Source organism: Chromobacterium vaccinii (genome assembly GCF_000971335.1).
Lineage (GTDB): Bacteria > Pseudomonadota > Gammaproteobacteria > Burkholderiales > Chromobacteriaceae > Chromobacterium > Chromobacterium vaccinii.
Genome location: NZ_JZJL01000029.1, coordinates 17,419 through 43,661 on the forward strand (window position 1 = coordinate 17,419; position 26,243 = coordinate 43,661).

At 61.1% G+C, this 26,243-nt stretch carries 18 protein-coding genes; 11 read left to right on the plus strand and 7 right to left on the minus strand.

The window, feature by feature from the left end; translation table 11 throughout:
* Positions 1 to 98 precede the first annotated feature (98 nt).
* On the plus strand, positions 99 to 1,703 hold the full coding sequence (locus tag VL52_RS14640) for a hypothetical protein (RefSeq protein ID WP_144410269.1): 1,605 nt from the start codon (positions 99 to 101) through the stop codon (positions 1,701 to 1,703).
* 72 nt (positions 1,704 to 1,775) lie between these two features.
* Here VL52_RS14640 and VL52_RS14645 read toward each other — a convergent pair whose 3' ends face one another.
* The 3 genes from VL52_RS14645 to VL52_RS14655 are packed head-to-tail and all read right to left on the minus strand — an operon-like array spanning position 1,776 to position 4,033.
* Positions 1,776 to 2,135 (minus strand): GNAT family N-acetyltransferase, encoded by a 360-nt coding sequence (locus VL52_RS14645; RefSeq protein ID WP_052729313.1) that lies wholly within the window; start codon positions 2,133 to 2,135, stop codon positions 1,776 to 1,778.
* A gap of 40 nt (positions 2,136 to 2,175) precedes the next feature.
* Positions 2,176 to 2,637 (minus strand): hypothetical protein, encoded by a 462-nt coding sequence (locus VL52_RS14650; protein ID WP_046157713.1) that lies wholly within the window; start codon positions 2,635 to 2,637, stop codon positions 2,176 to 2,178.
* A gap of 28 nt (positions 2,638 to 2,665) precedes the next feature.
* Complete coding sequence (locus tag VL52_RS14655; RefSeq protein ID WP_046157714.1) at positions 2,666 to 4,033, minus strand: HD-GYP domain-containing protein; 1,368 nt, start codon at positions 4,031 to 4,033, stop codon at positions 2,666 to 2,668.
* 190 nt (positions 4,034 to 4,223) lie between these two features.
* Between VL52_RS14655 and VL52_RS14660 the strand changes: the two genes are divergently transcribed.
* Entirely contained in the window at positions 4,224 to 4,730 is a 507-nt protein-coding gene (locus tag VL52_RS14660) for a GNAT family N-acetyltransferase (protein ID WP_046157715.1), read from the plus strand.
* A 17-nt stretch (positions 4,731 to 4,747) separates the two neighbouring features.
* On the opposite strand, the gene VL52_RS14665 is transcribed toward VL52_RS14660, so the two are convergent.
* Positions 4,748 to 4,972, minus strand: a complete 225-nt coding sequence (locus VL52_RS14665; protein ID WP_046157716.1) for a hypothetical protein — start codon at positions 4,970 to 4,972, stop codon at positions 4,748 to 4,750.
* 107 nt (positions 4,973 to 5,079) lie between these two features.
* The gene (locus VL52_RS14670) at positions 5,080 to 6,555 is read right to left on the minus strand and encodes a protein adenylyltransferase SelO (RefSeq protein ID WP_046157717.1); all 1,476 of its coding nucleotides are present in this window, start codon (positions 6,553 to 6,555) and stop codon (positions 5,080 to 5,082) included.
* Positions 6,556 to 6,800: 245 nt separating this feature from the next.
* Between VL52_RS14670 and VL52_RS14675 the strand changes: the two genes are divergently transcribed.
* The 4 genes from VL52_RS14675 to VL52_RS14690 are packed head-to-tail and all read left to right on the plus strand — an operon-like array spanning position 6,801 to position 16,613.
* Positions 6,801 to 8,087, plus strand: coding sequence for a TolC family protein (locus tag VL52_RS14675; RefSeq protein ID WP_046157718.1), 1,287 nt, complete (start codon positions 6,801 to 6,803; stop codon positions 8,085 to 8,087).
* Complete coding sequence (locus VL52_RS14680; RefSeq protein WP_052729314.1) at positions 8,084 to 10,168, plus strand: ATP-binding cassette domain-containing protein; 2,085 nt, start codon at positions 8,084 to 8,086, stop codon at positions 10,166 to 10,168. The genes VL52_RS14675 and VL52_RS14680 overlap by 4 nt, the downstream gene beginning before the upstream one ends.
* A 5-nt stretch (positions 10,169 to 10,173) precedes the next feature.
* Positions 10,174 to 11,349, plus strand: coding sequence for a beta-barrel domain-containing protein (locus VL52_RS14685; RefSeq protein WP_046157738.1), 1,176 nt, complete (start codon positions 10,174 to 10,176; stop codon positions 11,347 to 11,349).
* Between the two features lie 56 nt (positions 11,350 to 11,405).
* Positions 11,406 to 16,613, plus strand: a complete 5,208-nt coding sequence (locus tag VL52_RS14690; RefSeq protein ID WP_046157719.1) for an Ig-like domain-containing protein — start codon at positions 11,406 to 11,408, stop codon at positions 16,611 to 16,613.
* A gap of 264 nt (positions 16,614 to 16,877) precedes the next feature.
* Here the strand turns inward: VL52_RS14690 and VL52_RS14695 are convergent, their stop codons facing one another.
* Entirely contained in the window at positions 16,878 to 19,145 is a 2,268-nt protein-coding gene (locus VL52_RS14695; protein WP_046157720.1) for a YgiQ family radical SAM protein, read from the minus strand.
* Between the two features lie 269 nt (positions 19,146 to 19,414).
* On the opposite strand from VL52_RS14695, the gene kdoO reads away from it, so the two are divergent.
* The 5 genes from kdoO (at position 19,415) to ushA (ending at position 25,239) form a co-directional block, all read left to right on the plus strand.
* Entirely contained in the window at positions 19,415 to 20,266 is an 852-nt protein-coding gene (gene kdoO / locus VL52_RS14700; RefSeq protein WP_052717607.1) for a Kdo hydroxylase KdoO, read from the plus strand.
* 140 nt (positions 20,267 to 20,406) lie between these two features.
* Positions 20,407 to 21,114, plus strand: a complete 708-nt coding sequence (locus VL52_RS14705) for a GNAT family N-acetyltransferase (RefSeq protein WP_052729315.1) — start codon at positions 20,407 to 20,409, stop codon at positions 21,112 to 21,114.
* A complete protein-coding gene (locus VL52_RS14710) occupies positions 21,101 to 21,700 on the plus strand; it encodes a class I SAM-dependent methyltransferase (protein ID WP_046157722.1) in 600 nt (199 codons plus the stop codon). The genes VL52_RS14705 and VL52_RS14710 overlap by 14 nt, the downstream gene beginning before the upstream one ends.
* A gap of 112 nt (positions 21,701 to 21,812) precedes the next feature.
* Positions 21,813 to 23,495 (plus strand): glutamine--tRNA ligase/YqeY domain fusion protein, encoded by a 1,683-nt coding sequence (locus VL52_RS14715; protein ID WP_046157723.1) that lies wholly within the window; start codon positions 21,813 to 21,815, stop codon positions 23,493 to 23,495.
* Between the two features lie 97 nt (positions 23,496 to 23,592).
* Entirely contained in the window at positions 23,593 to 25,239 is a 1,647-nt protein-coding gene (gene ushA, locus VL52_RS14720) for a bifunctional UDP-sugar hydrolase/5'-nucleotidase UshA (protein WP_046157724.1), read from the plus strand.
* Between the two features lie 80 nt (positions 25,240 to 25,319).
* Here ushA and VL52_RS14725 read toward each other — a convergent pair whose 3' ends face one another.
* Positions 25,320 to 26,168: a hypothetical protein gene (locus tag VL52_RS14725; RefSeq protein ID WP_046157725.1), complete on the minus strand. Its 849-nt coding sequence runs from the start codon at positions 26,166 to 26,168 to the stop codon at positions 25,320 to 25,322.
* Positions 26,169 to 26,243: the final 75 nt, after the last annotated feature.

A 26,243-nucleotide genomic window follows, 5' to 3' on the forward strand; every position in this document is an offset into this window, starting at 1 on the left:
TGTTTGGTTTCTGGATTGCTGATTTTGTTTAAATTTTGACTAAATATTGCATTGAAATGGCCGATATGAAAAGTGGTTGGATATTCAGGGACAGAATCGTGATTGTGAATAATGGCTTGACCATCTCCTTCCGGCCGCAAGCGGCCGCCGTTTTCACCGGCCGGGTCCAGGGCGTCGCGGACGAGGGCGGCGGCAGGCCCGACCCGTTGCAGGATCTTAACGGCCGCGTCGTCGGCTCGCCGGAATCGCGCTACGGCTTGAGCACCCGGACGCTGCAACTGCTGAAGCAATACGATGTGCGCAGCATGTCCGGCCGCGACTTGTACGCGCTGACGGAGATTCTGGCCGCGAATGACGAGATGGACGGCGAGACTGCCGCGGTGATTCGTTCCGACATCGCGAACAAAGGCTGGAGGGGCTCCGGCGAGGTCAACGCGCTGGATATTTTCTCCAAGCGGCGCGATGACGAGGTGGCCGGCGTCAAGTCGGGAGAGGTGTCGCTGCGTTTTGCCGATTATGCGATCAAGGGATACGAGAGGGCGCAGCAAACGCTGGAGAAGCTGGCGGCGCTGCACGACGCCCTGCAGAGCGAGGACGACGTGCAGTCCGCCACCGAGAGCGGCATGTCGCAGGCGAAGGATCTGCTGAATCTGGAACGCTGGGCGCGATCGGCCGAGAAGGCCGAGGCCAACGGTCAAGCGCTGGTTTTAGACCAGGAAACCGCAGAATCGATAGGCCGGGTCATGCAACGTGCAGGCATGGAGCTGCCTTCGCCAGCTTCCGATTTGGAAGATGGCGCTTGGGCTCGCCAAGCGTTGCAGGCGTATCGGACGTGGCAGTTCCGGCATCCGGGCGACAAGCTCGGCATCGATCTGAAGCCGGCGGACGAGACGGACAAGCAGGTTTTCAAGGCGCCGGCCACGCCGTCGACGGAAGTGGCGGGCGAGCAGTTGCCGCAGCAAGCGCCTGTCAGCCCGGCGAAACAGGCGGCCGAAGCGCTGGCGGGGCTGCAGGCGCAGGCGCAGTACGGCATGAGCCTGTCGATGCTGCAGTTGATCAAGGGAACCGACATCGCAAGCTTGTCGGTGGAGCAGGTCAAGCAATATAGCCAATTGCTGCGGGCTGGCGGCGTGTTGTCCGAGGATGACGCGGAATCGTTGTTGCCGCTGACCCAACGCGGGATGGTGGATCCGATGGTCTACTACAAGCGCGATCTGAGCTGGTTGGCCGACATGAAGGCGAAGGGTCTTACCCCGCAATACTCGGCCATAGGCGGCATGGCCAACCTGTCCAGCGTGGAGGGACGGATGCGGAACGATCAGCAAGGGCAGGGCGTGCTGGAGCGTTTGCAGGCGTTGCACCAGGCGCTGCAGGGCGACGACAGGGTGAAGGCGGCCGCGACCGACAGCCTGGGTCAGGCCGGCGACCAGGCCGCATTCGAGAGATGGGCCCGTGTCGAGCAGCAAGGCGCGCGCAACGCGGAGGCGGCGGAACCGGAGTTCCACAGCCAGAAGGACGTGGACGGCATCTTCCGCATCCTGCATCGCCTGGGGGTGGAGCTGACGCCGATGCAGGGCGACAGCAGCGCCAGCCAGCGGCTGGGGCAGGCGTGGAAGGATTACCAGAACTGGCGGGGCAGCCACCCCGGCGAGGGGTCTGCCGTTGGGCGGGCTCCCGCGCGCGGCATCGACGCGTACGCCTGATTTCTTGGCTCGGTTAGGCCTGCGGCAAGGTGGCCAGCAGCAATTGTGGCCTGACGCGCTGGGGTTGGCCGTCTATCGGCGCGGCGACATCGGCCAGCAGGCGGGCGCCGCGGGACAGGTAAAAACCCAGCGAGTTGGGATCGGCGCTATCGCGATATCGGTCTGGCCGGCAGCGCGGGCGATGTCCAGCGCGTGCACCAGCAACGCCTTGCCCAGGCCGAGGCCCATGCATTCCGGCAGCACCGACAGCGATTCCAGGCGCCATGGCGCGGCGTGCGGGTTCAGCTGGACGAAGCCCACGACTCTGCCGCTCATTTCCGCGACGAAAGTGGGATGGCTCGCCAGGGTGTCGGCTGGTGTCGTCAAGTCGTCGCGCCAGGCTTCCAGTTGGCGCGCAGTGTAGGCCCAGTGGGCTTTGGATTTGAACGCCACTCGGTTCATCCGCGCCAGGTCGGCGGGAAAAGGCCTATTGTCAGTCGATTCTCATCTCGCGCGCCAGTTCGGCCAGGCAAGCCGTCTGCCATGCAAACTCAGGCTGGAACGACTCCGGCTCCATCGCCGCGCCGTAGCCGCCCTGGCCGTAGACGGCGGCGTAGGCCGCGTATTCGGCCGCTTGCCGCGCCTGGCCGGCCAGGGCCCGGGCAGCCGCGTAGCTGGCCGAGACCGCCGCATGGCCGCAGCCGTCCAGCGAGAGGGAGCCGGGATGGGCGCCGGCCAGCGCCGCCGCGCGGGCGGCAAGCGCGTTCAGGGCGTCGCGGCTCATCTCGCCCCTCAGGTAGCTTTCCAGGCCGTCCAGGCAGGCGCGCACGTCTTCGTTTTCCAGCAGATGGGCGACGCGCCGCGCGCAGGCGAGGCCGAAGCGCAGGCGCAGGGTTTCCCGCTCAGGCGAATCCATCTTGAGGTCGGCGGCGAGGCGGTCTAGTTTGTCGCGCATCGGAAAGCCGGAAGGGAGATTGGCGGGCTCAGGTCAGGCAGATGACATCGCTTTCCAGCGCGTCCTCTTCCCGCAGCACGGCTTCCAGCGCCTCGAAGCAGGACGGGTCCAGCGCGCTGCCCAGGTTTTCGCGCATGATGGCCAGCGTCTTCGGCACCGGATTCTCTGGATGGTAGGGGCGGGCGGCATGGATGGCGTCGAAGATGTCGGCGGTGGTGATGACGCGGGTTTCCAGCGCGATCTCGCTGGCCGCGATGCCGCGCGGATAGCCTTTGCCGTCCAGCCGCTCATGGTGGGCGCCGGCGACCTTGGCCAGCTCGGCGAACGATTCGATGCGGCCGAGTATGGTCTCGGTGTGGCCTGCGTGCAGTTTCACCGCCTCCCACTCTTCCGGCGTCAGCTTGCCGGGCTTGTCCAGTATGGTGTTGCTGACGCCCAGCTTGCCCACATCGTGCAGCAAGGCGCCGCGCTTGAGCCAGCGCCGCCGCTGCGGACTCAGGCCCAGCTCCTCGCCGATGCGGTCGGCGTAATGGCCGACGCGCAGGCTGTGGCCGGCGGTGAACGGGCTCTTGGAGTCCACTACCTGGCCGAAGCCCTCGGCGATCTCGTCCATGTAGTCGTCGTCCAGCGGCACCGTGCATTGGGCCGGCTCCAGCTCCAGCACTGCGCGTTCGATGTCGTCGGATTCCAGCCGCTGCCAGAACGCCGTGTCGCGGCCGGCGCCGCGGAAGGCGGCCACCAGCTCCGGATCGAACCAGCCGCCGCCGCGGCGCACCGCCTCGTCCAGCGCCGCGTGGCGGCCGTGGGTGACGTGGAACACGTCTATCACCTGGGCCAGCAGCGCGATGCGGGCGTTCAGCGGGATGGCGTCGCGCTGCAGGCCCAGCGGGCGGCCGGAGCCGTCCCAATGCTCGTCCAGGTACTGGATGCCGTTGGCCACGTTTTCGTTGAAGCGCAGCTGGCGGGCGATGTCTGCGCCGCGGTGGCAGCGGGTGTTGATCAGCTCGTCCGCCATTTCCTTGCCGCGGCGCAGCACGTTGACGATGGCGGCCGCGCGCTCGCGCCAGCCGGCGGCGTGGGTGCCGGTATTGCTGAACACGAAGCCCAGCATCTGCGGCAGGCTGACGCCCACCTGCTTGAAGTCCTGCTTGAAGCTGCGGTCGTCGGTCAGGTACAGCTCGCAGATGCGGGCGGCGTTGCTGCTGCAGCCCAGGTCTTTCAGCAGGATGGCGTAGTAGAGGTCCCACAGCTCCTGCGGGGCCAGGCCCAGCGCGCGGCCGATATGCATGCCTATCCAGCAGCTGCGGACGCAGTGGCCCTCGGGCTGGCCTTCGGTGATGTCCAGCGCGTAGCTGAGCGAGCTGATCAGTTGCGACAGCTTGAGGGTGGCGGCCATGGACGGTTCCCTTGTCGGCGGGCATTGTCTTGTTTATGCGCGGCGGATCGGATTTTCGCAATGATGGTTTACGTAGGGAATGTCGCCCGCGCGCGGCGCTGGACAGCCTGGCCAGGCCATTCGAGAATGCTTCTGCCATATCCTGCAGTGCGTCCCCTGTCATGCCATTCGTTTCCAGGAGCTTGCGTCGATGAATGCCTCCTTCACCCTCAATCCCCTGACTGCCGCCGATTTCGAAACCGTCGCCGCGCTGGGCGCCGCCATCTGGCGCAAGCACTTCATCGGCATGATCAGCCGAGAGCAGATCGACTACATGGTGTCCGGCCGCTACACGCCGGAAAAGCTCAGCCACTATCTGGACGCGCCGGATCGCTGGTTCCGCCTGCTGCGGGTGGAGGGGCGGCCGGTAGGCTATTGCAGCTACGCGATGGCCGAGCTTCCCGGCGAGATGAAGCTGGAGCAGTTGTATCTATTGGAAGAGATGCGGGGAAGAGGGCTGGGCGGCAAGATGATGGATGAAGCGGAGGCCGCCGCCCGCGCGATGGGCTGCGCCACGCTGATGCTGACCGTCAACCGCCACAACGCCGAGGCCATCGCCGTGTACGAAAAACGCGGTTTTCGCGTGCGGGGGGAGGTGGCGGCCGATATCGGCAATGGTTTTGTGATGGATGATTATGTGATGGCGAAAAACGTGTAAGGGGAAATTGATATTTTTTATTTTTTGGATCTGGTTGGTTTCCCTTCCTGTTCCATGATCTCCGAGAAGCGCCTCCAAGTCATTTGCTTTTTATTGATCGAATTCCCAGAGGGCAGCCATTCCATATTTCCTTTGCTGATCAGCAACGTTCCCAGTTTGGCACCATCAAGTTTTATCTCAAATTCTACGTCTTTGTGTAGGATGATTTTTTCGCTAAGGTTGAGGGTGACTTCATGAGCCATAATTTCCACTCCTCTCTTACTTGGGGCTGATCGGTTGCTTACTGCTGGTTATAGTAAAAGAGCAAGCATAAATGCTTGCTCTTTATAGGTATGCGGCGAGTTCTTTATTATGTCCCGCAAAACGTCCTATACCCCTCGACCAGCTCCGGTTCCGCCGGCAGCGCGTAGCGTTCCAGGCTCTCGCGCTCGGCGAAGGGGTGGCGCAGCGCTTCCAATAGTATCAGCGCAGGCTTCATGTCGCCGCGTTCGCTGGCGGCGTCCAATGCTTCTTCCACCAGATGGTTGCGCGGAATGTAGAGCGGGCTTTCGCGGCGCATCGCGGCGGCGATGTCGGGCGGGCGGCGCGTGCGCGGCACGTGGCGGGCGTGCCATTGCTTGAGCCACGGCGCCAGCGCGTCCGGCGATGGGAACAGGGACGTCAGCCGTTCGGGCTTGCCCTCCGCCTCGTCGGCCAGATAGCGCCAGGCCAGGGTGTGGTCGACGCCGTGGGCGGCCAGCAGCACCAGCCAGTCGTCGGCAAGCGCCTGATCGCCGTCGCGCTCGCCCTCCAGGCCCAGCTTGCTGCGCGCCTGCTCCAGCCAGCGGCGCTGGTACTGCTCCTCGAAGCCTTCGACGATTTCGGTCGCGGCCGGCACGGCGGCGGCCGGGTCTTCCGGCGAGATCAACGGCAGCAGGGTTTCGGCGAAGCGGGCCAAGTTCCATTGGGCGATGGCCGGTTGGTTGCCGTAGGAATAGCGGCCCTGGTGGTCTATCGAGCTGAACACGGTGCCGGGGTAGTGGGCGTCCATGAAGGCGCAGGGGCCATAGTCTATGGTTTCGCCGGACAACGCCATATTGTCGGTGTTCATCACGCCATGGATGAAGCCGGCGTGCATCCAGCGGGCGATCAGCGCCGCCTGGCGCTCCGCCACGGCGGCCAGCAGCGCCAGGTGGCGGCTGTCCTGTCCTGCCAGCTCCGGATAGTGGCGGGCGATGGTGTAGTCGGCCAGTTTGTTCAGCATGCCGGTTTCGCCGCGGATGGCGAAGTACTGGAAGGTGCCGACGCGCAGATGGCTGGCCGCGACGCGGGCCAGCACCGCGCCGGGCAGCGGCCGTTCGCGGTAGACCGGCTCGCCGGTGGCCGTTACCGCCAGCGCGCGGGTGGTGGGGATGCCCAGCGCCTGCATCGCCTCGCCGACGATCAACTCCCTCAGCATCGGCCCGACGGCGGCTTTGCCGTCGCCGCGGCGCGAGAACGGCGTCTGGCCGCTGCCCTTCAGTGCGATGTCGCGCCGTTGGCCGTTGCGGTCCGTCACTTCGCCCAAGAGCAGCGCGCGCCCGTCGCCCAGCGACGGCGACAGGCCGCCGAACTGGTGGCCGGCGTAGGCCTGGGCGATCGGTTGCGCGCCTTCGGGGATGTCCGCGCCGGAGAACAGCCGCGCCAGTTCGGCTTCGCTGGCTTGTTCGGTCTCCAGGCCCAGCTCGTCTGCCAGCTCTGCGTTCCAGTACAGCAGCTCCGGCGCCGGCGGCGTTTCCGGCCGCACCGGCGCCCAGGCGTTGGGCAGGTCGCGGGCGTAACTGTGGTCGAAAGGAATATGGATCATGGCAGGTGTGATCTTGGATGAGTCGGTTTGGATGCTAACTGAAAAGCTCTACAAGACATAACGCTGCTGGGCTATGCGATTAATCTTGATGGATCGTCAGTATGCCTCATCGCGAACGATTTTCGCGCTTTGGCACGGGTTTTTCAATTGTTGAATTGGCATGAGTATGGCATTGAATTTGTGAATTAAGTGTTAATTTATGTTGCAATGATAATGTGAATATTGTATACATAGAATATTTGCATATGAATTTGAATTTTCTTATCCATTTAAAGAGATTGCTTTCAGCCATCTCTCGTCCGATGTGGTGTGTCTTGCTTTTCTTATCATTTGGAGGGCAATGGGCTCACGCCGCGGCAAACGATTTTCTGCAGCTGTTACGACGCGCCTCTTACTCCCATCCCCAAGTAGCCATGGCGCAAAGCCAGCGCGAAGGCGCGGACGGCGAGCGTCAAGCTGCTCGCTGGCAGAGATACCCCATGCCCAGTTTTCAGAGTGTGACCCCGCAGGACCGTTCCCGTTCCGAGCCAGTCAATCGGTTTTCCCTTGAGCAGCCAATTTTCGCGGGCGGGCGGATTGATGCGGGCATTGATGAGGCAGAGGCGAAATACACCGCGAGTCAAGGCAATCTGGATCAAGTGGCTATTGAGCTGGGCGTGCGCTTGAGTTCTGTCTGGTATGAGTGGCATCGCCAGCGGGAGCGCAAGGCGGTGCTGATGGATAGCGTGCAAGCACATCAGCGTCTGCGCGACCAGATTAGTAGGCGGGTCAAGGAGGGGGTGAGCGCGCAGGCGGATTTGACGCTGGCCGTGGCGCGTCTGTCGCAGGCAGAGGGCGATCTGCAGCAGGCCAAATCAGCCGAACGCAATGTTTATGCGCAGCTTGTCCAGTTGGCCGGCGCGCAAGTCCATTATCTGAGCGCATTCCCGGTTCCTTCCGCCGATCAGCAAGTGGCGGAGAGCCCGTCTGTTGATTGGCGTGAGAAAGCGATCGCGCGCTCGCCCGGTTTGGCAAAGCTGGATGCGGAGGCCGCCGCCGCTGCCGCAGAGATCCGCGTAAAGCGCGGGCAGCTATCTCCTGTCGTGAGTGTCCGCTACGACTATGACGCTTCTGGGTTCAGAAAGGGATCCGGCGTATTCCTTCAAGTTTCCGCGCAGCCAGGGGCGGGCTTGTCCGGTCTTTCCGGCGTAAAGGCCTCGGAAGCCTACTACCAAGCCGCCAGGGATGCGCGGCGCAGCGCCGAGTTGGAGTTACGGCAAATGTTGGACACTGATTTTTCCGATTATGACTCTGCCTTGGGGAGGATCCAATCCTACGAACAATTGCAAACCTCTTCCCGTGAGGTGGCTGCTTCTTATGCCAGGCAGTTTGTCGCCGGGAGAAAAAGCTGGCTTGACGTGCTGAACGCAGTGCGCGAGTCGGTGGCGGCTGACCTTTCCATTATCGACGCGAAAACACAGCGATCACAGGCTTGGTGGCGCTTGCGTCTGCGGGCATTTGGTCTTGGCGAAGCAAGCAAGGAGCGGCAATGAACAATCTTGGCGCAGCGTTGTTATATCTCTGTCGTTTGCAGCGACACCGGATCAACCATCACAGCGTGACTTTTGCGGTAGAGACTTGTCTGCCGACGAGCGGGGCGAGGGAGGAGCTGTCGGAGCTATGGCGCAGGCTTGAACAGCCCGGCGCGCCTGCGATGCTTGATGCTTTGACTCCTGACCGTCTGCCTGCGTTGGTTTTCCATCCTCAATCAGGCTGGGGGGTGGCTGAGGCGCTCGATGCCCAAGGACGGTTGGTGGTGGCGAATGGTTTGGGAGAGCAAATAGCCATTGCCAAGGGGCAGCAGCGAAGCCTGCAAGGCTTTGTTCTGCCCAAGCAGGAAAGCCGGGCGGGCGCCCTGTCGTGGGACATGATCAAAGCCTCGGTGCTGAAACATCGCCAAACATTGGTCCATGCAATGCTGGCGACAGCATTGGTCAACCTGATTTCGCTGATCGTATCCATCTACAGCATGCAAGTATACGACCGGGTGATTCCGACCTCCGGCGTGGCGACCTTGACGGTGCTCACGGTTGGCGCGGTATTGGCGGCATTGTTCGAGTTTGTGCTCAAGTGGTTGCGCGGCCATGCCATTGATCAGGCCAGCGCAGTAGTGGATTGCGAGGTTTCCAATCAGTTGGTTGGCCGGTTGCTGGGCAGCCGCCTTGATGCGCGCCCAGCCCAGGTTGGCACTTTGGCGGCCCAGGTACGGGGCTTTGATTACATCCGCGGCTTGATGACGTCGACCACGTTGTTTTTCGCTATCGATCTGCCGTTTGGATTGTTGTTCATCGCGGTGATTGCCTTATTGGGGGGCGTGGCGGTGATCGCTCCAATCGTGGTGGTGGCGATCAGCATTCTGCTGGGCCTGTATGCCGCCAAACGTGTCAGGAGGCTGAGCGCGCAAAGCTTGCACAACAGCAACCGCAAAATGGGTGTGCTGGTTGAGGCGATAGAGGCAGGAGAGACACTCAAAGCGGGCGCCGGTGAATGGCGGCTGTTGGGCAAATGGCGCCACTTGGTCGAACAAGTCGCCCTGGATGACTTGGAGCTGAAAAATCATAACTCAAATGTCAGCTATATCGTCGCGCTGCTACAGAGTGTCGGCTATGTCGCGATGATCGCTATCGGGGCGGTACTGGCTATGGATGGCTATATCACCACGGGCGCTTTGCTGGCGTGCTCAATCTTGAATGGCCGCGCGGTAAGTCCGTTGCTGCAATTGCCTTCGTTGTTGCTGCAATGGTCGCAGGCGAAGTCTGCGCTGCAGACCTTGGACCAGATGCTGGCTTTGCCGGCGGATGCGCCGGAGGACGGCGAGCAGCTCACGCCTGAATTCTGCACGGGTGATATTTGGTCGGATGAACTGGGTTTCGGCTATGCCGAGTCCTCTGTCGCGAATGTGGCGTTGCGTGCGCCACTGTCCATCCATGCCGGTTGCAAAGTCGGAATCGTCGGCGAAGTCGGCTCCGGCAAATCAACTCTCCTGAAGCTGCTGGCAGGTTTGTATGAGCCGCAAAAAGGGCAGGTCCGCCTCGACGGTGTGGACATGCGCCATCTGAATCCGGGGTTTGTACGTGCCAATCTGGGTTACTTGGCTCAGGACTATCGTCTGGTGGGCGGCACCCTGCGTGAAAACCTGACCTTGGGTTTGGCTGATCCTGGCGATGAGGTTCTTCTCGATGCTTGTCGCGCCACGGGACTTATCCAATTGATCAACGCTAGTCCGAAGGGTTTGGCTTTGCTGATCAGCGAAGGAGGGCGCGGCGTATCCGGAGGGCAGCGTCAATTGATCGGTCTGACGCGTTTGTTGCTGGCCAATGCCAGGGTTTGGCTGTTGGACGAGCCCACCGCTTCGCTGGATGGAAATAGTGAAGGAAAAATACTAAGCATGCTGAAGCAGCAGGGGAGCGGCCGCACCATGATTGTGGTGACGCATAAACAAAGTCTGCTGCCTCTGTTTGACCGCTTGATTGTTGTCGCGAATGGCAATGTTGTTCTGGATGGTCCTCGAGATATTGTTCTGGCCAAGCTGCAGGGTAATGCCAGCGCACAGCAAACTGTAGAAGCGAATTGATTTTCATGAATCTCCTCAAGCAACAACGAACATTGAAATCGCCCTCCACTCATGGCGGACGTCTGATTTGGGCCAGTGCTGCAGCGGTGCTTGGCGCTGGCGTTTGGGCAGCGAATGCCCCTTTGGATCAGATTACTCGCGGGCCGGGCCAAATAATCGCAAGCTCTCACACTCAAATCGTGCAAGCAGTTGATGGCGGCACTATGCAGCACCTGTATGTGCGAGAGGGCGATAGGGTCAAGCGCGGCCAAATTTTGGCAGAAATGGACCGAGCTAGGGCCGAGTCGATGGTTAAGGAAAGCGAGGCTAGAGCCGCAGCGCTGCATGCCAATATCGCTCGTTTGAAAGCGGAGGTGTTCGGGGGCGAGCCGCAATTTCCGGTTGAGGTGAAAGGGTATCCAGAGTTTCAGCGCAACCAGAGCATTTTGTTCATCAAGCGGCAGGCGGCAATACGCGAGGAGTTGAGTTCGTTGCAATCCTCGTTAGCCATAGTCAAGAATGAATTAAATATGAATCTGCCATTGGTGAAGCAGGGCGATGTCAGTAGGGCAGATATTCTCCGCCTGCAGCGTCAGGTAGCTGAGCTAAGTGGGCAGATTACCAATCGGAAAAACAAGTATTTGCAAGATAGCCAGACGGAGCTGTCTAAGGGGGAGGAGGACTTGGCCTCTGTATCGCAGATCAAGGCGCAAAGGCTGGACGCGCTCAATAATACCCGCTTATCCGCACCAGTCGATGGCGTGATTAAGAGTGTTCGGATGACTACACCTGGAGCAGTATTGAAACCTGGCGAAGAGTTATTGTCGATTGTGCCGGCTGGAGATGAGCTTGTGGTAGAAGTCAAGATCAAGCCCTCTGATATTGCATATCTAAAAAAGGGTCTATCGGCCACAGTTAAGTTTGATGCGTGGGATTACAGTATTTATGGCGCATTCAAAGGGGTGGTGAGCTATATCAGTGCCGACACCCTGATGGAAGAGGGCAAGCATGGCGATCAATTGTTCTATCGGGTGAAGATTAGTTTACCTAGACAGAATTTTTTGAATGCTAAGGGGAGGTTGATTGAATTGCAACCGGGCATGACTGCTCAGGTTGATATAAAAACAGGGACGAGAACAGTCCTGCAATACCTGACAAAGCCTCTTACCAAGACTTTGTCGGATTCCATGGGTGAGCGCTAAGGCAGCTCGCCCCTAAATTTCGTGATGAATATTAATTATTTAGGGGTTGTTCTAGTATGGCTATAAAAAAATCGGCACCGGCTCGCAGTGCTTCTGGTGTTATAGAAACGAAAAATAATATTGTTGCGGAGCAGCCTGCTGAGAAGTTGACAGGCAAGCAGGAAACGCAGGTCAAGAAGAAAATTTTATTGGCGGAGGCAGATCCCATAGCCAAGACTGGCACGGACGTGAAAGGCGTCGCGGTGGATGAGCAAGCTGTCCAGATTGCTCAAGATGAGACCGTGTCTCAAGCCGACGCATCATCTGCTTCTTCGGTAGTCAGCAATGCTGGGCAGGCTGATCAGTCGGCTTCTGTGTCACATGAGGCAGTGGCAGGCAAAACCGGTTATTCGCCGTGGCTGCTTGGCACGGCGTTGGTGGGTGGCCTAGCTGCAGCGGCAGGTGGTGGCGGAGGCGGCGGTGGCGGCAGCAAGGGAGGCGATGGGGGAGGCCCAGCACCGCAGCCTGCAGCTCAGTTTAAAGGCACCGTTATCGACGGCTACATCAAGGGCGCCGATGTTTTTCTGGTGGATCGGAATGGTAAGGAAATCGCCACCGGGCAAAAAACCGACGACAGGGGCAATTTCAGCATCAACAACCCTGATGGTTTGGCGGTTAAGATCAAGGGTGGCGTAAATGTTGATACCGGTGCGGCCAATACTTTGGAGCTGTACGCCCCGGCGGGCCAGTCCGGCAAAGTGATGGTCACCCCGCTGACTACGCTGGTACACAAGCTGGTCACAGAGCACGGTATGTCGAGCCAGGATGCGAAGGCCCTGGTGCAAAAAGCCTTGGGTTTGAAGGGCGATGCTGATTTACTGACCCAGGACCCGATTGAGGCCAAGAACCTTGAGGCGCATAAGGCTGCGGTCAAGTTGGCGACGGTCATTGCCGGTGTCGGTGCAGGCTCTGTCGCTGCTGACAAGGTGTTGGCCGATGTGGTGGTGTCGATCAAGTCTAATTTGCCACAAGATCTGAACCAGACGTTGAAGGCTTTGGTTGAACGGCATGCGGGCAGCGAGAAGTCTGCGACTGTTGATTTACAGATGAAAGCGATTGATGCGGCTGCAGACTTCCAGAAGATCGCCGAGTCCCAAAAGGCGATCGCCGGCGATGCCATTCCTCCTGAAAAAGCGCATATCGACGTCACGGCCCTGGTGGGAGCCGAGGCGGCGAAATCTCCGTTGGTGTTGAAGGTTAAGGCGGCGAGTGATGCCGAGACCGTAGTAGTCAAATTCAATGGCCAGGTACTGGTTGCGGATGGCAAGGGCGCTTATAGCATTGATGCCAGCAAGCTGGCCGATGGCGATTACAAGGTGGAAGTAATCAGCGCCGACAAGGCCGGCAATGCTTCCATTGGCAGCCAGACGATCACTATCGATACAACTGCTCCGGTAGTGGAAATTCAGGCGCTGGGTGCACAGGCCGGTTTCAGCAAGGGCTTTACGGTTAATGCCGGCGCAGTGGTCACTGGCGTGGATTTGGCCAAGTTCGACAAGAGCAGCAAGGATGGCGTCGATACCTACATCGCCAAAGCGGGAGCGTTCAAGGGCGATGAGGTGCTGAAGCTGGATGCAAGCCTGACTGATGCGGCTGGCAATGAAGGCAAGGTGGCTGGCGTTGAGTTGAAAATCGACAGCACCGCGCCGGCGCAGCCGACTATCGCGTTGAAGATCGACAGTGGTGCTGCGGGAGACAAGATCACTAATGACGCCGCGCTGGTCATCAGCCCGGCGGATGGCGTGAGCCGCGTGGTCAAGGTGGATGGCGTCAAGGTGGATACTTACGACGCGAGCAAGCTCGCGGAAGGCAAGCATACGGTGGAAGTGGTCGACACCGACGCGGCCGGCAACAGCGTGTCGAGCGGCGCGTTCACGTTCGAACTGGCCAAGACTGCTCCGACCGTTGAGCTCAAGGCGATTGCGGGCGAGGGCGGTTTCAGCCATGGCTTCACGGTCAATGCGGGCGCGGTGGTCACTGGCGTGGATTTGGCCAAGTTCGACAAGACCAGCAAGGACGGCATCGATACCTACATCGCCAAGGCGGGTGCGTTCAAGGGTGATGAAATACTGAAATTAGGTGCAAGCCTGACCGATGCGGCTGGTAATGAAGGCAAAGAAGTTGGCGTCGAGCTGAAGATCGACAGCACCGCGCCGGTGCAGCCGACCATCGCGCTGAAGGTGGACAGCGGCGCGGTAGGCGACAAGGTCACGAACGACGCTACGCTGGACATCAGCCTGGTGGAGGATGGCGTAAGTCGCGTGGTTAAGCTGGATGGTGTTAAGGTGGATGGTTACGACGAGAGCAAGTTGTCGCAAGGCAAGCATACGGTGGAGGTGATCGACACCGATGCAGCCGGCAATAGCGCGTCGAGCGGCGCGTTCACGTTCGAGCTGGATAAGACTGTGCCAACCGTTGAGCTCAAGGCGATTGCGGGCGAGGGCGGTTTCAGCCATGGCTTCACGGTCAGTGCGGGCGCGGTGGTCACTGGCGTGGATTTGGCCAAGTTCGACAAGACCAGCAAGGGCGGCATCGACACCTACATCGCTAAGGATGGGGTATTTGATGGCGAAACATTGAGCTTGAATGCGTCATGGTCAGATAAGCTCGGCAACATTGGCCATGCGATTGGGTTAAGTTTGGTAATTGACAATATCGCGCCGGTCAATACGAAGGTTGTTGTTAATGAGCTGGTGAATGCGGAGGCTGCCAAATCACCGGTTGCATTGCAGATTGAAACTGCGAAGGATGTTGCGAAGGTTGCGGTTGAATTCAATGGAAAGGTAGTGGAGGCCGATGGTAAGGGGAGTTATTACCTTAGCGTCAATGAACTGAGTGATGGTGAATACAAGGTTTTTGTAACTAGCACGGACAAGGCTGGCAACGTTGCAACGACAGAGAAATCTATCGTTATCGATAAAACGCCGCCGCAAGTCGATATTGACTTAATTAGCCCTAATCACGATTTGGTCTTTATTCATAAAGGCTTTACTGTTACAGAGGGCGCGGTGGTAGCTGTTGTTGTGAATGGTGCCGTAATTGATCTGGGTAAGTTTGACAAAACTACCCAAAATGGTAGAGATAGTTATGTCGGAAAACCAGGTGTTTTTTGGGGTGATGAGAAGGTAACTGTTAATGCAAGTCTGATTGATGCTGCGGGGAATGTTGGCAAGAGTAGTGCTGTGGATTTTCTCATAGATACGAGAGCGCCAGAGGCACCGACTATCGCATTGAAAGTGGATAGTGGGGTTGTTGGTGACAATGTTACTAATAATGCCGCGCTGGAGTTTAGCCAGCTTGCGCCGGGTGTGATACGAGAGATTTCAGTGAATGGTCATAAGTTGCCCTATTATGATCCGGCCTGGTTGGATAAAAATGGCCATTATGTAATTGAAGTGAATGACAGTGATCCGATTGGTAATACGGTGTCGGGGAAGTATGAGTTTGATCTGTATTTGGCAAGTAAACTGGCTAAGCCAACTGTTGATTTGGCAGTTGATAGCGGTATCGTGGGCGACAAAATTACCAACGATGCAACACTGAATATTAGTCCTGCAATGGATGGTGTGAGCCGTGTGGTCAAGTTGGATGGCGTCAAAGTGGATGGTTACGACGCGAGCAAGCTGGCGGAAGGCAAGCATACGGTGGAAATAGTCGACACCGACGCGGGCGGCAACGGCGTGTCGAGCGGCGAATTTGCTTTCGAGCTGGTCAAGTCCGCGCCTCTGCTGGATATCCGGGCGCTGTACATCGACGGGCAGGTGGATTACAGCAAGGGCTTTTCGGTAACAGCGGGCGCGACTGTGACTGGCGTGGACTTGGCTAAGTTTGATAAGAGCAGCCACGACGGCCTCGATTTCTACATTGCCAAAAATAATGCATTTAATGGCGAGATTTTATTGGCTAACGCCAGTCTGATTGATGCCGCTGGAAACGAGAGCAAGGCGTTTCAGCGATTCATGGTGGATACCACTCCACCGGATGTGCGTGTGTTTCCCTTGGGCCTGCGCGGGGGCTTTAGCCATGGTTTTACCGTGACGATTGGTTCGAAAGTGACGGGGGTGGATCTGACAAAATTCGTCATGACGACAGATTACCGGAGTTGGGATAATTATGAAGCGAAAAAAGGCGAATTTGATGGCGAGCAGGTGACGATCACTGCGAGCCAAAAGGATAAGGTTGGCAATGTAGGTCAGGCGGAAATATCGATCAAATTTGATACCACCCCTCCGGTTGTGGAATTGCACGCTATTCCCCATAAGGGCGATTATAGCAGCGGCTTCACCGTGACCAAGGGCGCGGAGGTGCGTGGGCCACTGGATAAGTTTGACAAAGTGGTGGACAGTACTGGCAAGTTAGATGTCTACATCGCAAAGAACGGAGCGTTTGATGGCGAATCCCCGATTATTAGTGCCAGCCTGAAGGATGCGGCCGGAAACGTGGGCGAGGCGATTATCCAGCCTAAGATAGATACTACCGCGCCGCATCTGGGAGGAATTCGGTCTGTTGGCGGACGAGGAGACTTCGCTTATGGTTTCAGTGTGGACGCTGGGGCGGAAGTGACTGGGGTGGATTTGACGAAGTTTGTCAAGTCGTTTGATGCCGCGAAGCAGCTGGATGTTTATACCGCTCATGATGGCGCATTTAATGGGGAGCTGGTGACAATTAGCGCGCGCTTGGAAGATGCGGCTGGAAATATGTCGGATACCATTAGCGGGTCGTTTAGGATTGATACCCAGGCTCCCGATGCTCCAGGCTTCACGTTTGCTGTGGGCAACAGTATTAAATTTGTAGCGGAAGAGCATGCATCATTGTGGTACAGCGCAAATGGCATTCAGTGGGATGGAGTCCCGCCTTTGATCCCGCCCTTTGCGCATGTATTTGGCAGTTATCTAACGCATCAGGTTGACGAAGCTCAAAATGTATCGGCTGCAGTGAAAACCTTCTATTCCACGATGGCTCGAGCAGAGCAGTATGATATACAAAAGTCTGATCCAGCTTCTAAAGTGGTGTTGAGATTCGGTAAGGGCGCAGACCATATTCATCTGGAAGGCTTGGCGGTAACGGCGGATACCGATTTGTCGGGCAAGGTCAGTGCTGAGCAGGCTGGCGGGGATGTGAAGCTGACGTTTGCTCAGGACAGCGGTTTTGCCGGCTCTTTGGTGCTGCATAATGTGACCCTGACTCCCGAAGAGTTGCACAAGCCTAACGTGCTATTCGTGTAAATTGATTCTTTTCCGTTTTACGGACTGAGAATCAGACAACCCGGCAAGCAAGCTTGCCGGGTTTTTTTATATGCGCAGAACCGGGGGTGGCAGGCTGGGGACTTGCCGACTGATCATGGCGAATGCGAAGTGGCCTGCTGGGCCAGGAAATGGTCGGTAGGTTGGTTTCTAATGGGGCGAGGGGATTTCGGGGCGGTAAGATAAAAAATGGCGTGACGCGTGAAAACACGTCGCGCCATCTGGTTTGTGCCGACGGAGTCCGCGTCAGCGGCTGCGGCCGGTCTTGCCGCCGGGTTTGGCCGGCGAGCGGCCAGCCTGCGGCTTGCCTGAGGCCAGCCGGCCGCTTTGGCCATGCGCGCCGACGGCCGCGGCAGGCTTGGCGCGCTGCCCCTGCTGCGGCTGGCGGGCGCCGGGCGACTTGCCGCGGTTCATCGGCGCGCCCATCTTGTGGCGCACCGCGGCGGCCTTGTCGCCCGGCGGCGTCGGAGGTATCAGGCAGTGCTTGCTGTGGCCGATCAGATCGCTGCGGCCCATCTGGATCAGCGCGTCGTGGATGATCTGCCAGTTGTCCGGATGGTGGTAGCGCAGGAAGGCCTTGTGCAGCTTGCGGCGGTAGCCGTCGCGCACCACGTCCACCTTTTCCGAGCTGCGGCTCAGGCGCTTCAGTGGATTGCGGCGGGTGTGCCACATGGTGGTGGCCATCGCCATCGGCGTCGGGGTGAAGGTCTGCACCTGGTCCAGGCGGAAGTTGTTCTTCTTCAGCCACAGCGCCAGATTCATCATGTCTTCGTCGCTGGTGCCCGGGTGGGCGGCGATGAAGTAGGGGATCAGGTACTGTTCCTTGCCGGCCTGGCGGCTGAAGCGCTCGAACAGTTCCTTGAACTTGTCGTAGGCGCCCATGCCCGGCTTCATCATCTTGGACAGCGGGCCGTCCTCGGTGTGTTCCGGAGCGATCTTCAGATAGCCGCCGACGTGGTGTTGCACCAGCTCCTTGATGTACTCGGGCGAGCGCACGGCCAGGTCGTAGCGCAGGCCGGACTGGATGTTGATCTTTTTGACGCCCGGCAGCGCGCGCGCCTTGCGGTACAGCTGGATCAGATGGCTGTGGTCGGTGTTCAGGTTTTCGCAGATGTCCGGGAACACGCAGGACAGCTTTCTACAGGAACGCTCGATCTTCGGGTCCTTGCAGGAGAGGCGGTACATGTTCGCGGTCGGGCCGCCCAGATCGGAGATGTGGCCGGTGAAGCCTGGGGTCTTGTCGCGGATTTCCTCGATCTCGTGCAGGATGGACTCTTCCGAGCGGCTCTGGATGATGCGGCCTTCGTGTTCGGTGATCGAGCAGAAGGTGCAGCCGCCGAAACAGCCGCGCATGATGTTGACCGAGTACTTGATCATCTCCCAGGCCGGGATGTGGGCGTCGCCATAGGCCGGATGCGGATTGCGGGCGTAGGGCAGGCCGTAGACGAAGTCCATTTCCTCGGTGGTGAGCGGGATCGGAGGCGGCGTCAGCCACACGTCGCGCTCGCCGTGCATCTGCACCAGCGCGCGGGCGTTGCCGGGGTTGGATTCCAGGTGCAGGGTGCGGCTGGCGTGGGCGTATAGCACCGGGTCGTGGGCTACGGCTTCGTATGCCGGGATGCGGATCACGGTCTTGGCGCGCTCGGCGCGGCGCTTGGCCAGGCGCTCTTCGCGCGATTCGATGCGGATCACCTGCGGTTTGGAGGGATCGATGTCCTTGGTGGCTTCCGCCGCCTGCTCCGGGATTTCCTGATACGGGTTCAGGTGCGGGTCGACGCGGCCAGGGATGTCCACCACGCTGGAGTCCATCTCCTGCCACTCGTCGTCCGGACGCCAGCCGTGCGGCACGATGAAGGCGGTGCCGCGGATGTCGCGCATCTCCGACAGCTTCTCGCCCTTGGCGGCGCGGTGGGCGATCTCCACCAGAGCGCGCTCGGCGTTGCCGTACAGCAGGATGTCGGCCTTGGAGTTGACCAGCACCGACGGGCGCACCTTGTCGCTCCAGTAATCGAAGTGGGCGATGCGGCGCAGGCTGGCTTCGATGCTGCCTATCATCACGCCGACGCCGGGGTAGGCCTCGCGGCAGCGCTGGGCGTATACGGTGACCGCGCGGTCCGGCCGTTTGTTGGGCTCGGCGTTCGGCGTGTAGGCGTCGTCGGAGCGCGCGCGGCGGTCGGCGGTGTAGCGGTTGATCATCGAATCCATATTGCCGGCGGTGACGCCGAAGAACAGGTTCGGCTTGCCCAGTTCGCGGAACGCGTCGGCGCTGTGCCAGTCGGGCTGGGAGATGATGCCGACGCGAAAGCCTTGCGCCTCCAGCAGGCGGCCCACCAGCGCCATGCCGAAGCTGGGGTGGTCGATGTAGCAGTCCCCTGTGATCAGGATGATGTCGCAGGAGTCCCAACCCAGCTCGTCCATTTCGGCGCGGGTCATCGGCAGGAACGGGGCGGTGCCGAAACGGCTGGCCCAGTACTTGCGGTAGGAATCGATTGGTTTGGCTTGCGGAGTAGTCATGCGTTCACGTCGAATTCAGGCAGCCGGCCATTATGCCGCATTCTGGCAAAAAAATCAGCATAAACAACTGTTTATTCTCGCCAATCGCCCGCATGGCGGTAGGGGCTTTTCGAGCGGCGATTTTCCACCCGAATCAAGGCGCTGGCCGGACTGCGCCGGAGCGGGGCTGCCGGCGCGGCGGCTTTGGGTGTACCCTTGCCGGTTTGCGCGGCGCGGCAAGCTCGCGCCTCTCGAAATATTGGATGATTGCCGGGATGGGAGACGAAATCATGGCGGAACGCATTGTCGGAGTGAAGGATGGGGATACGGGGCTGGTGAGCAGGCTGGAGGCGGGCGCGGTGCTGCATGTGCCGGATTTCGGCTTCGCGCTCAGCGCCGCCGAGCAGGCGCTGCTGAATCCGGCCATCGCCGACCCCAAGCGCAAGAACATCAGCCTGGAGCCGGGCAATGGCGCGTTGCATGGAGTGCTGGGCGGGGATGACGCGCAGCGCGCGGTGCGCTCGCTGGTATCCCGCTACCAGCGCGCGGCGGCCGATCTCCTGGCGCGCGTGCTGCCGGAATACCAGGGCAAGACCCGCGCCGCGCCAACCAGCCTGCGCCTGGTGCGGGTGGAAGACCGCAAGACCTCGTGGCGCAAGGACGACAGCCGCCTGCACGTGGACGCCTTCCCGTCCCGCCCCACCTACGGCGAGCGCATCCTGCGCGTGTTCTGCAACATCAACCCGGCGGGCGAGCCGCGGGTGTGGCGCGTCGGCGAGCCGTTCGAGGATATGGCCAAAAAAATGCTGCCGCGCGTGCCGGCCCAATGGCCGGGATCGGCCGCCTTGCTGGCGGCGCTGAAGATCACCAAGCGCAAGCGCAGCGGCTACGACCACATCATGCTGCACCTGCACGACGCGATGAAGGCCGATCTGGCATACCAGCGCGATTGTCCGCAGGAAACGGTGCCGTTCGCGCCGGGCGGTGCCTGGATCTGCTTCTCCGACCACGCGTCCCACGCGGTGATGTCCGGCCAGTTCATGCTGGAGCAGACGCTGTGGCTGCCGCTGGACAAGATGGACGATCCGGCCAAGTCGCCGCTGCGGCAGCTGGAGCGGCTGACCGGCAGGATTCTGGCATGAGTTTCCCCGCGCCAAACTCGAAATGGGTAACGCGGATTGCCGTTTTGTAGCAAAATGACCTTGTTTTCGCGATCCGGCGCCGCGTTCGCGGCGCCGGGGCCCGCCATTTCCACGGAAAAAACAGAAACGGTCGCCTGAGCATGCACTCTCCGCAGATATTTTCCCCGATCCAGCTTCTGCCCGACTGGCGTTCCGCCGGCAAGGCGCCCGAGGCCGCCATCCATGGCGAGACCGTGTCCTTGCGTCCGCTGGACGCGCCCCGCCACGGCGCGGCGCTGTTCCGGCTGTTCGCCGGCGACGACGAGCATTGGGAGCATCTTCCCTATGGCCCGTTCGCCGATGAGGATGGATTCATGACCTGGCTGGCGCTGACCGTGGCGCAGTCGGACACCGCGCTCTACATCGTGTGCGCCAAAGACTCGGAGCAGCCGCTGGGCTTCCTGGGCTATCGGCAGATGGTCCAGGCCCATGGGGCGATCGAGATCGGCCACGTCAATTTCTCGCAGGCGCTGCGCCGCACCCGTTTGGCCACCGAGGCCGTGTTCCTGCTGCTGAAGGCCGCGTTCGAGCTGGGCTACCGCCGCTGCGAATGGCGCTGCGATTCGCGCAACGCCGCTTCCGCCGCCGCGGCCCGCCGCCTGGGTTTCCAGTTCGAAGGCACCCTGCGCCAGGCCATGGTGGTCAAGCGCCGCAACCGCGACACCCACGTGTTTTCCATGCTGGATGGCGAATGGGAAGCCTTGCGGCCGGCTTATGCCGCTTATCTGGCAAGCGGCAATTTCGACGGGACGGGCAAGCAGCGCCGCCCGCTGGCCGAGTTTCTGGGCGAGGTCCGTGAGCCGGCCTGACCCGCTCGAGAGCCGTGACCCGTGGCTGGCGCGCTGGCTGCCGTTGCTGCGGGAGGCGGGCAGGCTGGGGCCGGTTTTGGAGATAGGCTGCGGCGAGGGCGAGGATTCGGCCGAGCTGCTCGGCGCGGGACTGGAGTTGATCGCCTTCGATCTGTCGGCCGACTCGGTTGCCGCCGCAGCCCGCCGCGCGCCCGGCGGCAAGTTCCATTGCCAGGATGTTCGGCAGCCGTTTCCGCTGGATGGCGTGCGGCCGGGCGCGGTGGTGGCGAGTCTGGCCCTGCATTATTTCTCCTGGGACGAGACGGTCGAGATCGCGGAGCGCATCCGCCAGTGTCTGCCGCTCGGCGGCAAGCTGCTGTGCCGGCTGAACGCGACCGATGACCATCATTACGGCGCCAGCGGCCATCCCGAAATCGCGCCGGATTATTATCTGGTGGACGGCGCGCCCAAGCGGTTTTTCAATGAGCGGGCGGTGCGCGAGCTGTTCGCCGACGGTTGGCGCATCCTGTCGCTGGAGCATCGCGTCAGCGGCAAATACGCGTTGCCGAAAGCCTTGTGGGAAGCGGCGCTTGAGCGGTCGGACTGAGTCCGCCGGCTCCGTCCGGACGGTGGGCGGCGCGAGGAATCGGCCGCTTGGCGAAAATGGCGGAAAAATCGGTTACAATGCCCGATTCGCCATACTCACCCACAGCCAGAACATGAGCACGGAAAACAACGCGCCGGTTGTCAACAACTTCATTCGCAGCATCATCGACGAGGATCTGGCCACCGGCCGCCGCAGCTCGGTGGTGACCCGCTTCCCGCCCGAGCCGAACGGCTTCGCCCACATCGGCCACGCCAAGGCGATCTGCATCAACTTCGGCCTGGCCGAAGACTACAACGGCCAGTGCAATCTGCGCATGGACGACACCAATCCGGAGAAAGAATCGGACGAGTTCGTCGAGGCGTTCAAGCAAGACATCTCCTGGCTGGGCTTCAAGTGGAACGGCGAGGTGCGCTACGCATCCGACTACTTCGACCGCCTGTATGGCTACGCCGTCGAGCTGATCCAGGCCGGCAAGGCCTATGTGGACGACCTGTCCGCAGAGGAAATGCGCGAGTATCGCGGCAATCTGACCGAGCCGGGCAAGAACAGTCCCTACCGCGACCGCAGTCCGGAAGAGAACCTGGATCTGTTCACCCGGATGCGCGCCGGCGAGTTCGCCGACGGCAGCAAGACGCTGCGCCTGAAGATAGACATGGCCTCCGGCAACATCAATCTGCGCGATCCGGCCATATACCGCATTCGCCGCGTGCATCACCACCGCACCGGCGACAAGTGGTGCATCTATCCGATGTACGACTACACCCACTGCATTTCCGACGCCATCGAGGGCATCACCCACTCGCTGTGCTCGCTGGAGTTTGAAGACCACCGCCCGCTGTACGACTGGGTGCTGGACAACATCAGCATCGGCCATCATCCGCAGCAGATCGAATTCTCCCGCCTGGAGCTGCTGTACGCGCTGACCTCCAAGCGCAAGCTGCAGGCGCTGGTCAACGACGGCGCCGTCACTGGCTGGGACGATCCGCGCATGCCCACCATCGCCGGCATGCGCCGCCGCGGCTACAGTCCGGCCGGCATCAAGCTGTTCGCCCAGCGCATCGGCGTGTCGAAGAGCGAGAACATCATCGACATGGCCATCCTGGAAGGCGCGGTGCGCGAGACGCTGGAAAACGACTCGCCGCGCGTGATGGCCGTGGTCAATCCGCTGAAAGTGACGCTGACCAACTACGACGCCGCCGTCACCGCCAGCCGCAGCGCGCCGTTTCATCCGCATCATCCGGAATTCGGCGAGCGCGACGTGCCGATCGCCCGCGAGATCTGGATCGAGCGCGACGACTTCGCCGAAACGCCGCCGCCGAAGTGGCAGCGCCTGACCGCCGGCGGCGAAGTGCGCCTGCGCTACTCCTACGTGATCAAGTGCGACGAAGTGGTGAAGGACGCCAACGGCGAGATCGTCGAGTTGAAGTGCTCGATCGACCACGACACGCTGGGCAAGAACCCGGAAGGCCGCAAGGTCAAGGGCGTGATCCACTGGGTGTCGGCCGAACACGCGATCCAGGCCGACGTGCGCTGGTATGACCGTCTGTTCACCGAGCAGCGTCCGGACGCGGTGCGCGGCGGCGACGGCGAATACGTCGATTTCCGCCAGTTTCTGAGCCAGGAATCGCTGAAGCTGGTGCCGGCCTATGTGGAGGCATCCGTGCTGCAAGCGGCGCCGGAGTCGCGTTTCCAGTTCGAGCGCCTGGGTTACTTCGTCACCGACCGCTACGAACACCGGAAGGGCGACAAGGCGGTGTTCAACCGCACCGTCGGTCTGAAGGACAGCTGGAAGTAAATCATCGCAGCACTGCCGGATGGCGAGCCCCAGGGTTCGCCATTTTTGCATGCGCAAGCGGTTCTCGCGCGCGAAGCCCGGCTCATAAGGAGATAAAATGCGCACCGAGCTCAAATCCATCGCCGTATCCTTGCTGGCCGCCGGCCTGCTGTCCGCCTGCGCGACGCCGCCGGGCAAGGGCAACTACGACAGCGGCAAGGTCTACAAGATCACCATCCTGCACACCAACGACCACCACGGCCGCTTCTGGCCGAACAGCGACGGCGAATACGGCCTCGCCGCGCAGAAAACGGTGGTGGACAAGGTGCGCGCCGAAGTGAAGGCCGAGGGCGGCTACATGCTGCTGCTGTCCGGCGGCGACATCAACACCGGCGTGCCGGAGTCAGATCTGCAGAACGCCGAGCCCGATTTCCGCGGCATGGACCGCATCGGCTACGACGCGATGGCGGTGGGCAACCACGAGTTCGACAAGCCGGTGCCGGTGCTGATGCAGCAGCGCAAGTGGATCAATTTCCCGATGCTGTCAGCCAACATCTATCAGGACGGCAAGCGGATGTTCGATCCCTACGCCATGTTCAACCTGGGCGGCGTCAAGGTGGCGGTGATGGGCCTGACCACCGACGACACCGCCAAGATGGTGAATCCGGCGCAGATCAAGGGCATCGAGTTCAAGAGTCCGATCGCCGAAGCCGCCACCCTGGTGCCGGAGTTGCGCCAGAAGGCCGACATCGTCATCGCCGCCACCCACATGGGCCATTACGCCGACGGCAATCATGGCGTCAACGCGCCAGGCGACGTGGAAATGGCGCGCGCGGTGAAGGGGCTGGACCTGATCGTCGGCGGCCATAGCCAGAACCCGGTGTGCATGAAGGCCGAGAACGTCCGCGACGACGCTTACGTGCCGGGCGCGCCCTGCGCGCCCGATCGCCAGAACGGCGCCTGGATCGTGCAGGCGCACGAGTGGGGCAAATACGTCGGCCGCGCCGATTTCGAATTCCGCAACGGCAAGCTCAAGCTGGCCAAGTACCAGCTGATTCCGGTCAATCTGAAAAAGACGGTGAAGACCGCCGACGGCAAGACCGAGAAGGTGCCGTACACCGAGCTGATCCCTGAAGACAACAAGCTGCGCAGCTTCCTCAAGGCCTACCAGGACAAGGGCCAGGCCGAATTGGGCGTCAAGGTGGGCGAACTGTCGGCCAAGCTGGAGGGCGACCGTTCCGTGGTGCGCGGCAAGCCCACCAATCTGGGCGTGTTCGTCGGCGAAGCGATGATGGCCAGAACCCAGGCCGACTTCGCGGTGATCAATTCCGGCGGCATCCGCGACTCGCTGCCGGCCGGCGTGGTCAGCTACAAGGACGTGCTCAAGGTGTTCCCGTTCGGCAGCACGCTGGCCTATGTCGACATGAGCGGGGCCGAGGCATTGGATTACCTGAAGGCCGCGGCGCGGATGACGCCGGGCGCCGGCGCCTTCGCCCAGTTCGCCGGCGTCAGGCTGCGCATCGTCGGCGGCGAGCTGCAGCAGGCCGAGGTGGCCGGAAAGCCCATAGCTCCGGCCAAACGCTACCGCGTGGCGATCAACAGCTTCATGGCCTCCGGCGGCGACGGCTATCCGAAGATGATGGAGCATCCGGGTTATGTGAACACCGGCTTCGTCGATGCCGAAGTGCTCAAGGATTACGTGGCCAAGCATTCGCCGATCCGGGCCGAGCGTTACGCGCCGGCCGGGGCTGTGGCGCGGGAATAAGATTTGGCCGCCACGGCTTGGGGAAGAACGGGCCGCTCCTGTGGAGGGAGCGGCCCGTTTCGCATTGGCGGCGGGCGCGTTCAGCGGATGATTTCGAAGAACGGGTCGCAGCAGCTGCCGGCCGGCGTGCAGCCGTAGCCGCCGGTCTGATCCGGCGCGAAGTCGCTTTTTTTCCATTGCTTGTAATGGGCGGCCGTGTAGTAGACGCGGCTGTTGACGTAGTCGTAGACGACGCGGCCGTCCGATGCGGCGTAGGCGTACTGATTGTCGCCGGCGTACTCGGCCTGGGTCAGCTCAACATAGCCGGTCAGCGGGATCTGCGCGCCGCCCACCGTGCGGAAGCGGTTGGCGTAGCAATGCCAGCGCAGGCTGTTGCTGATGCCGGCGGTGCGGTTCAGCAGATCCATCGTGGCTTGCCGTCCAAGATTGTCCAGGTTGGGGCATTGATTCAGATTGAGCCCGGCGATGTTGACTGCCGGCAGGTGGTTGCGTTCGTTGCCGTGCGGCGAGCGGGCGTATTCGGCCCAGTAGGCGGCGTTCATGAGGAACGGGCCGTCCACTTGCGGGGGGTAGAACTGGCCGGCGGCGGCGGTGGCCAGCTGGTATTGCAGCAGCGAGGAAGCCATCTGCCGCAGGCCGTTGGTCAGCACCGCGCGGTCTTGCTTGACCTGCGGCACCACCAGGCCGGAGCCGGTATTCCGGACTACGGCCCGGACGTCCGCCGGCAGCGCGTTGTAATTGCTGCATTGCTGCGGCGTCCAGCGGGCGCCGAGCGGCATGCGGGCGGACCAGAGCTGGCCGATCGCGTCTTGGGGGCTGGTCCACTTGTCGGCGGCGGCAGCATGGCCGGAGAGGCCGATGACCAGCGCCGAGGTCAGGATGGTGGCGTGAAGTGCGCGCGAAAAAAGCGCGGCGTGTCGTTTGGCCATGGGGCCTCCTGAGGGAAGGGGTATCGGGGTGGCGTGTCGGTCGCCGCGGCCATCCTGCCGCCGTTGAATGTGAAA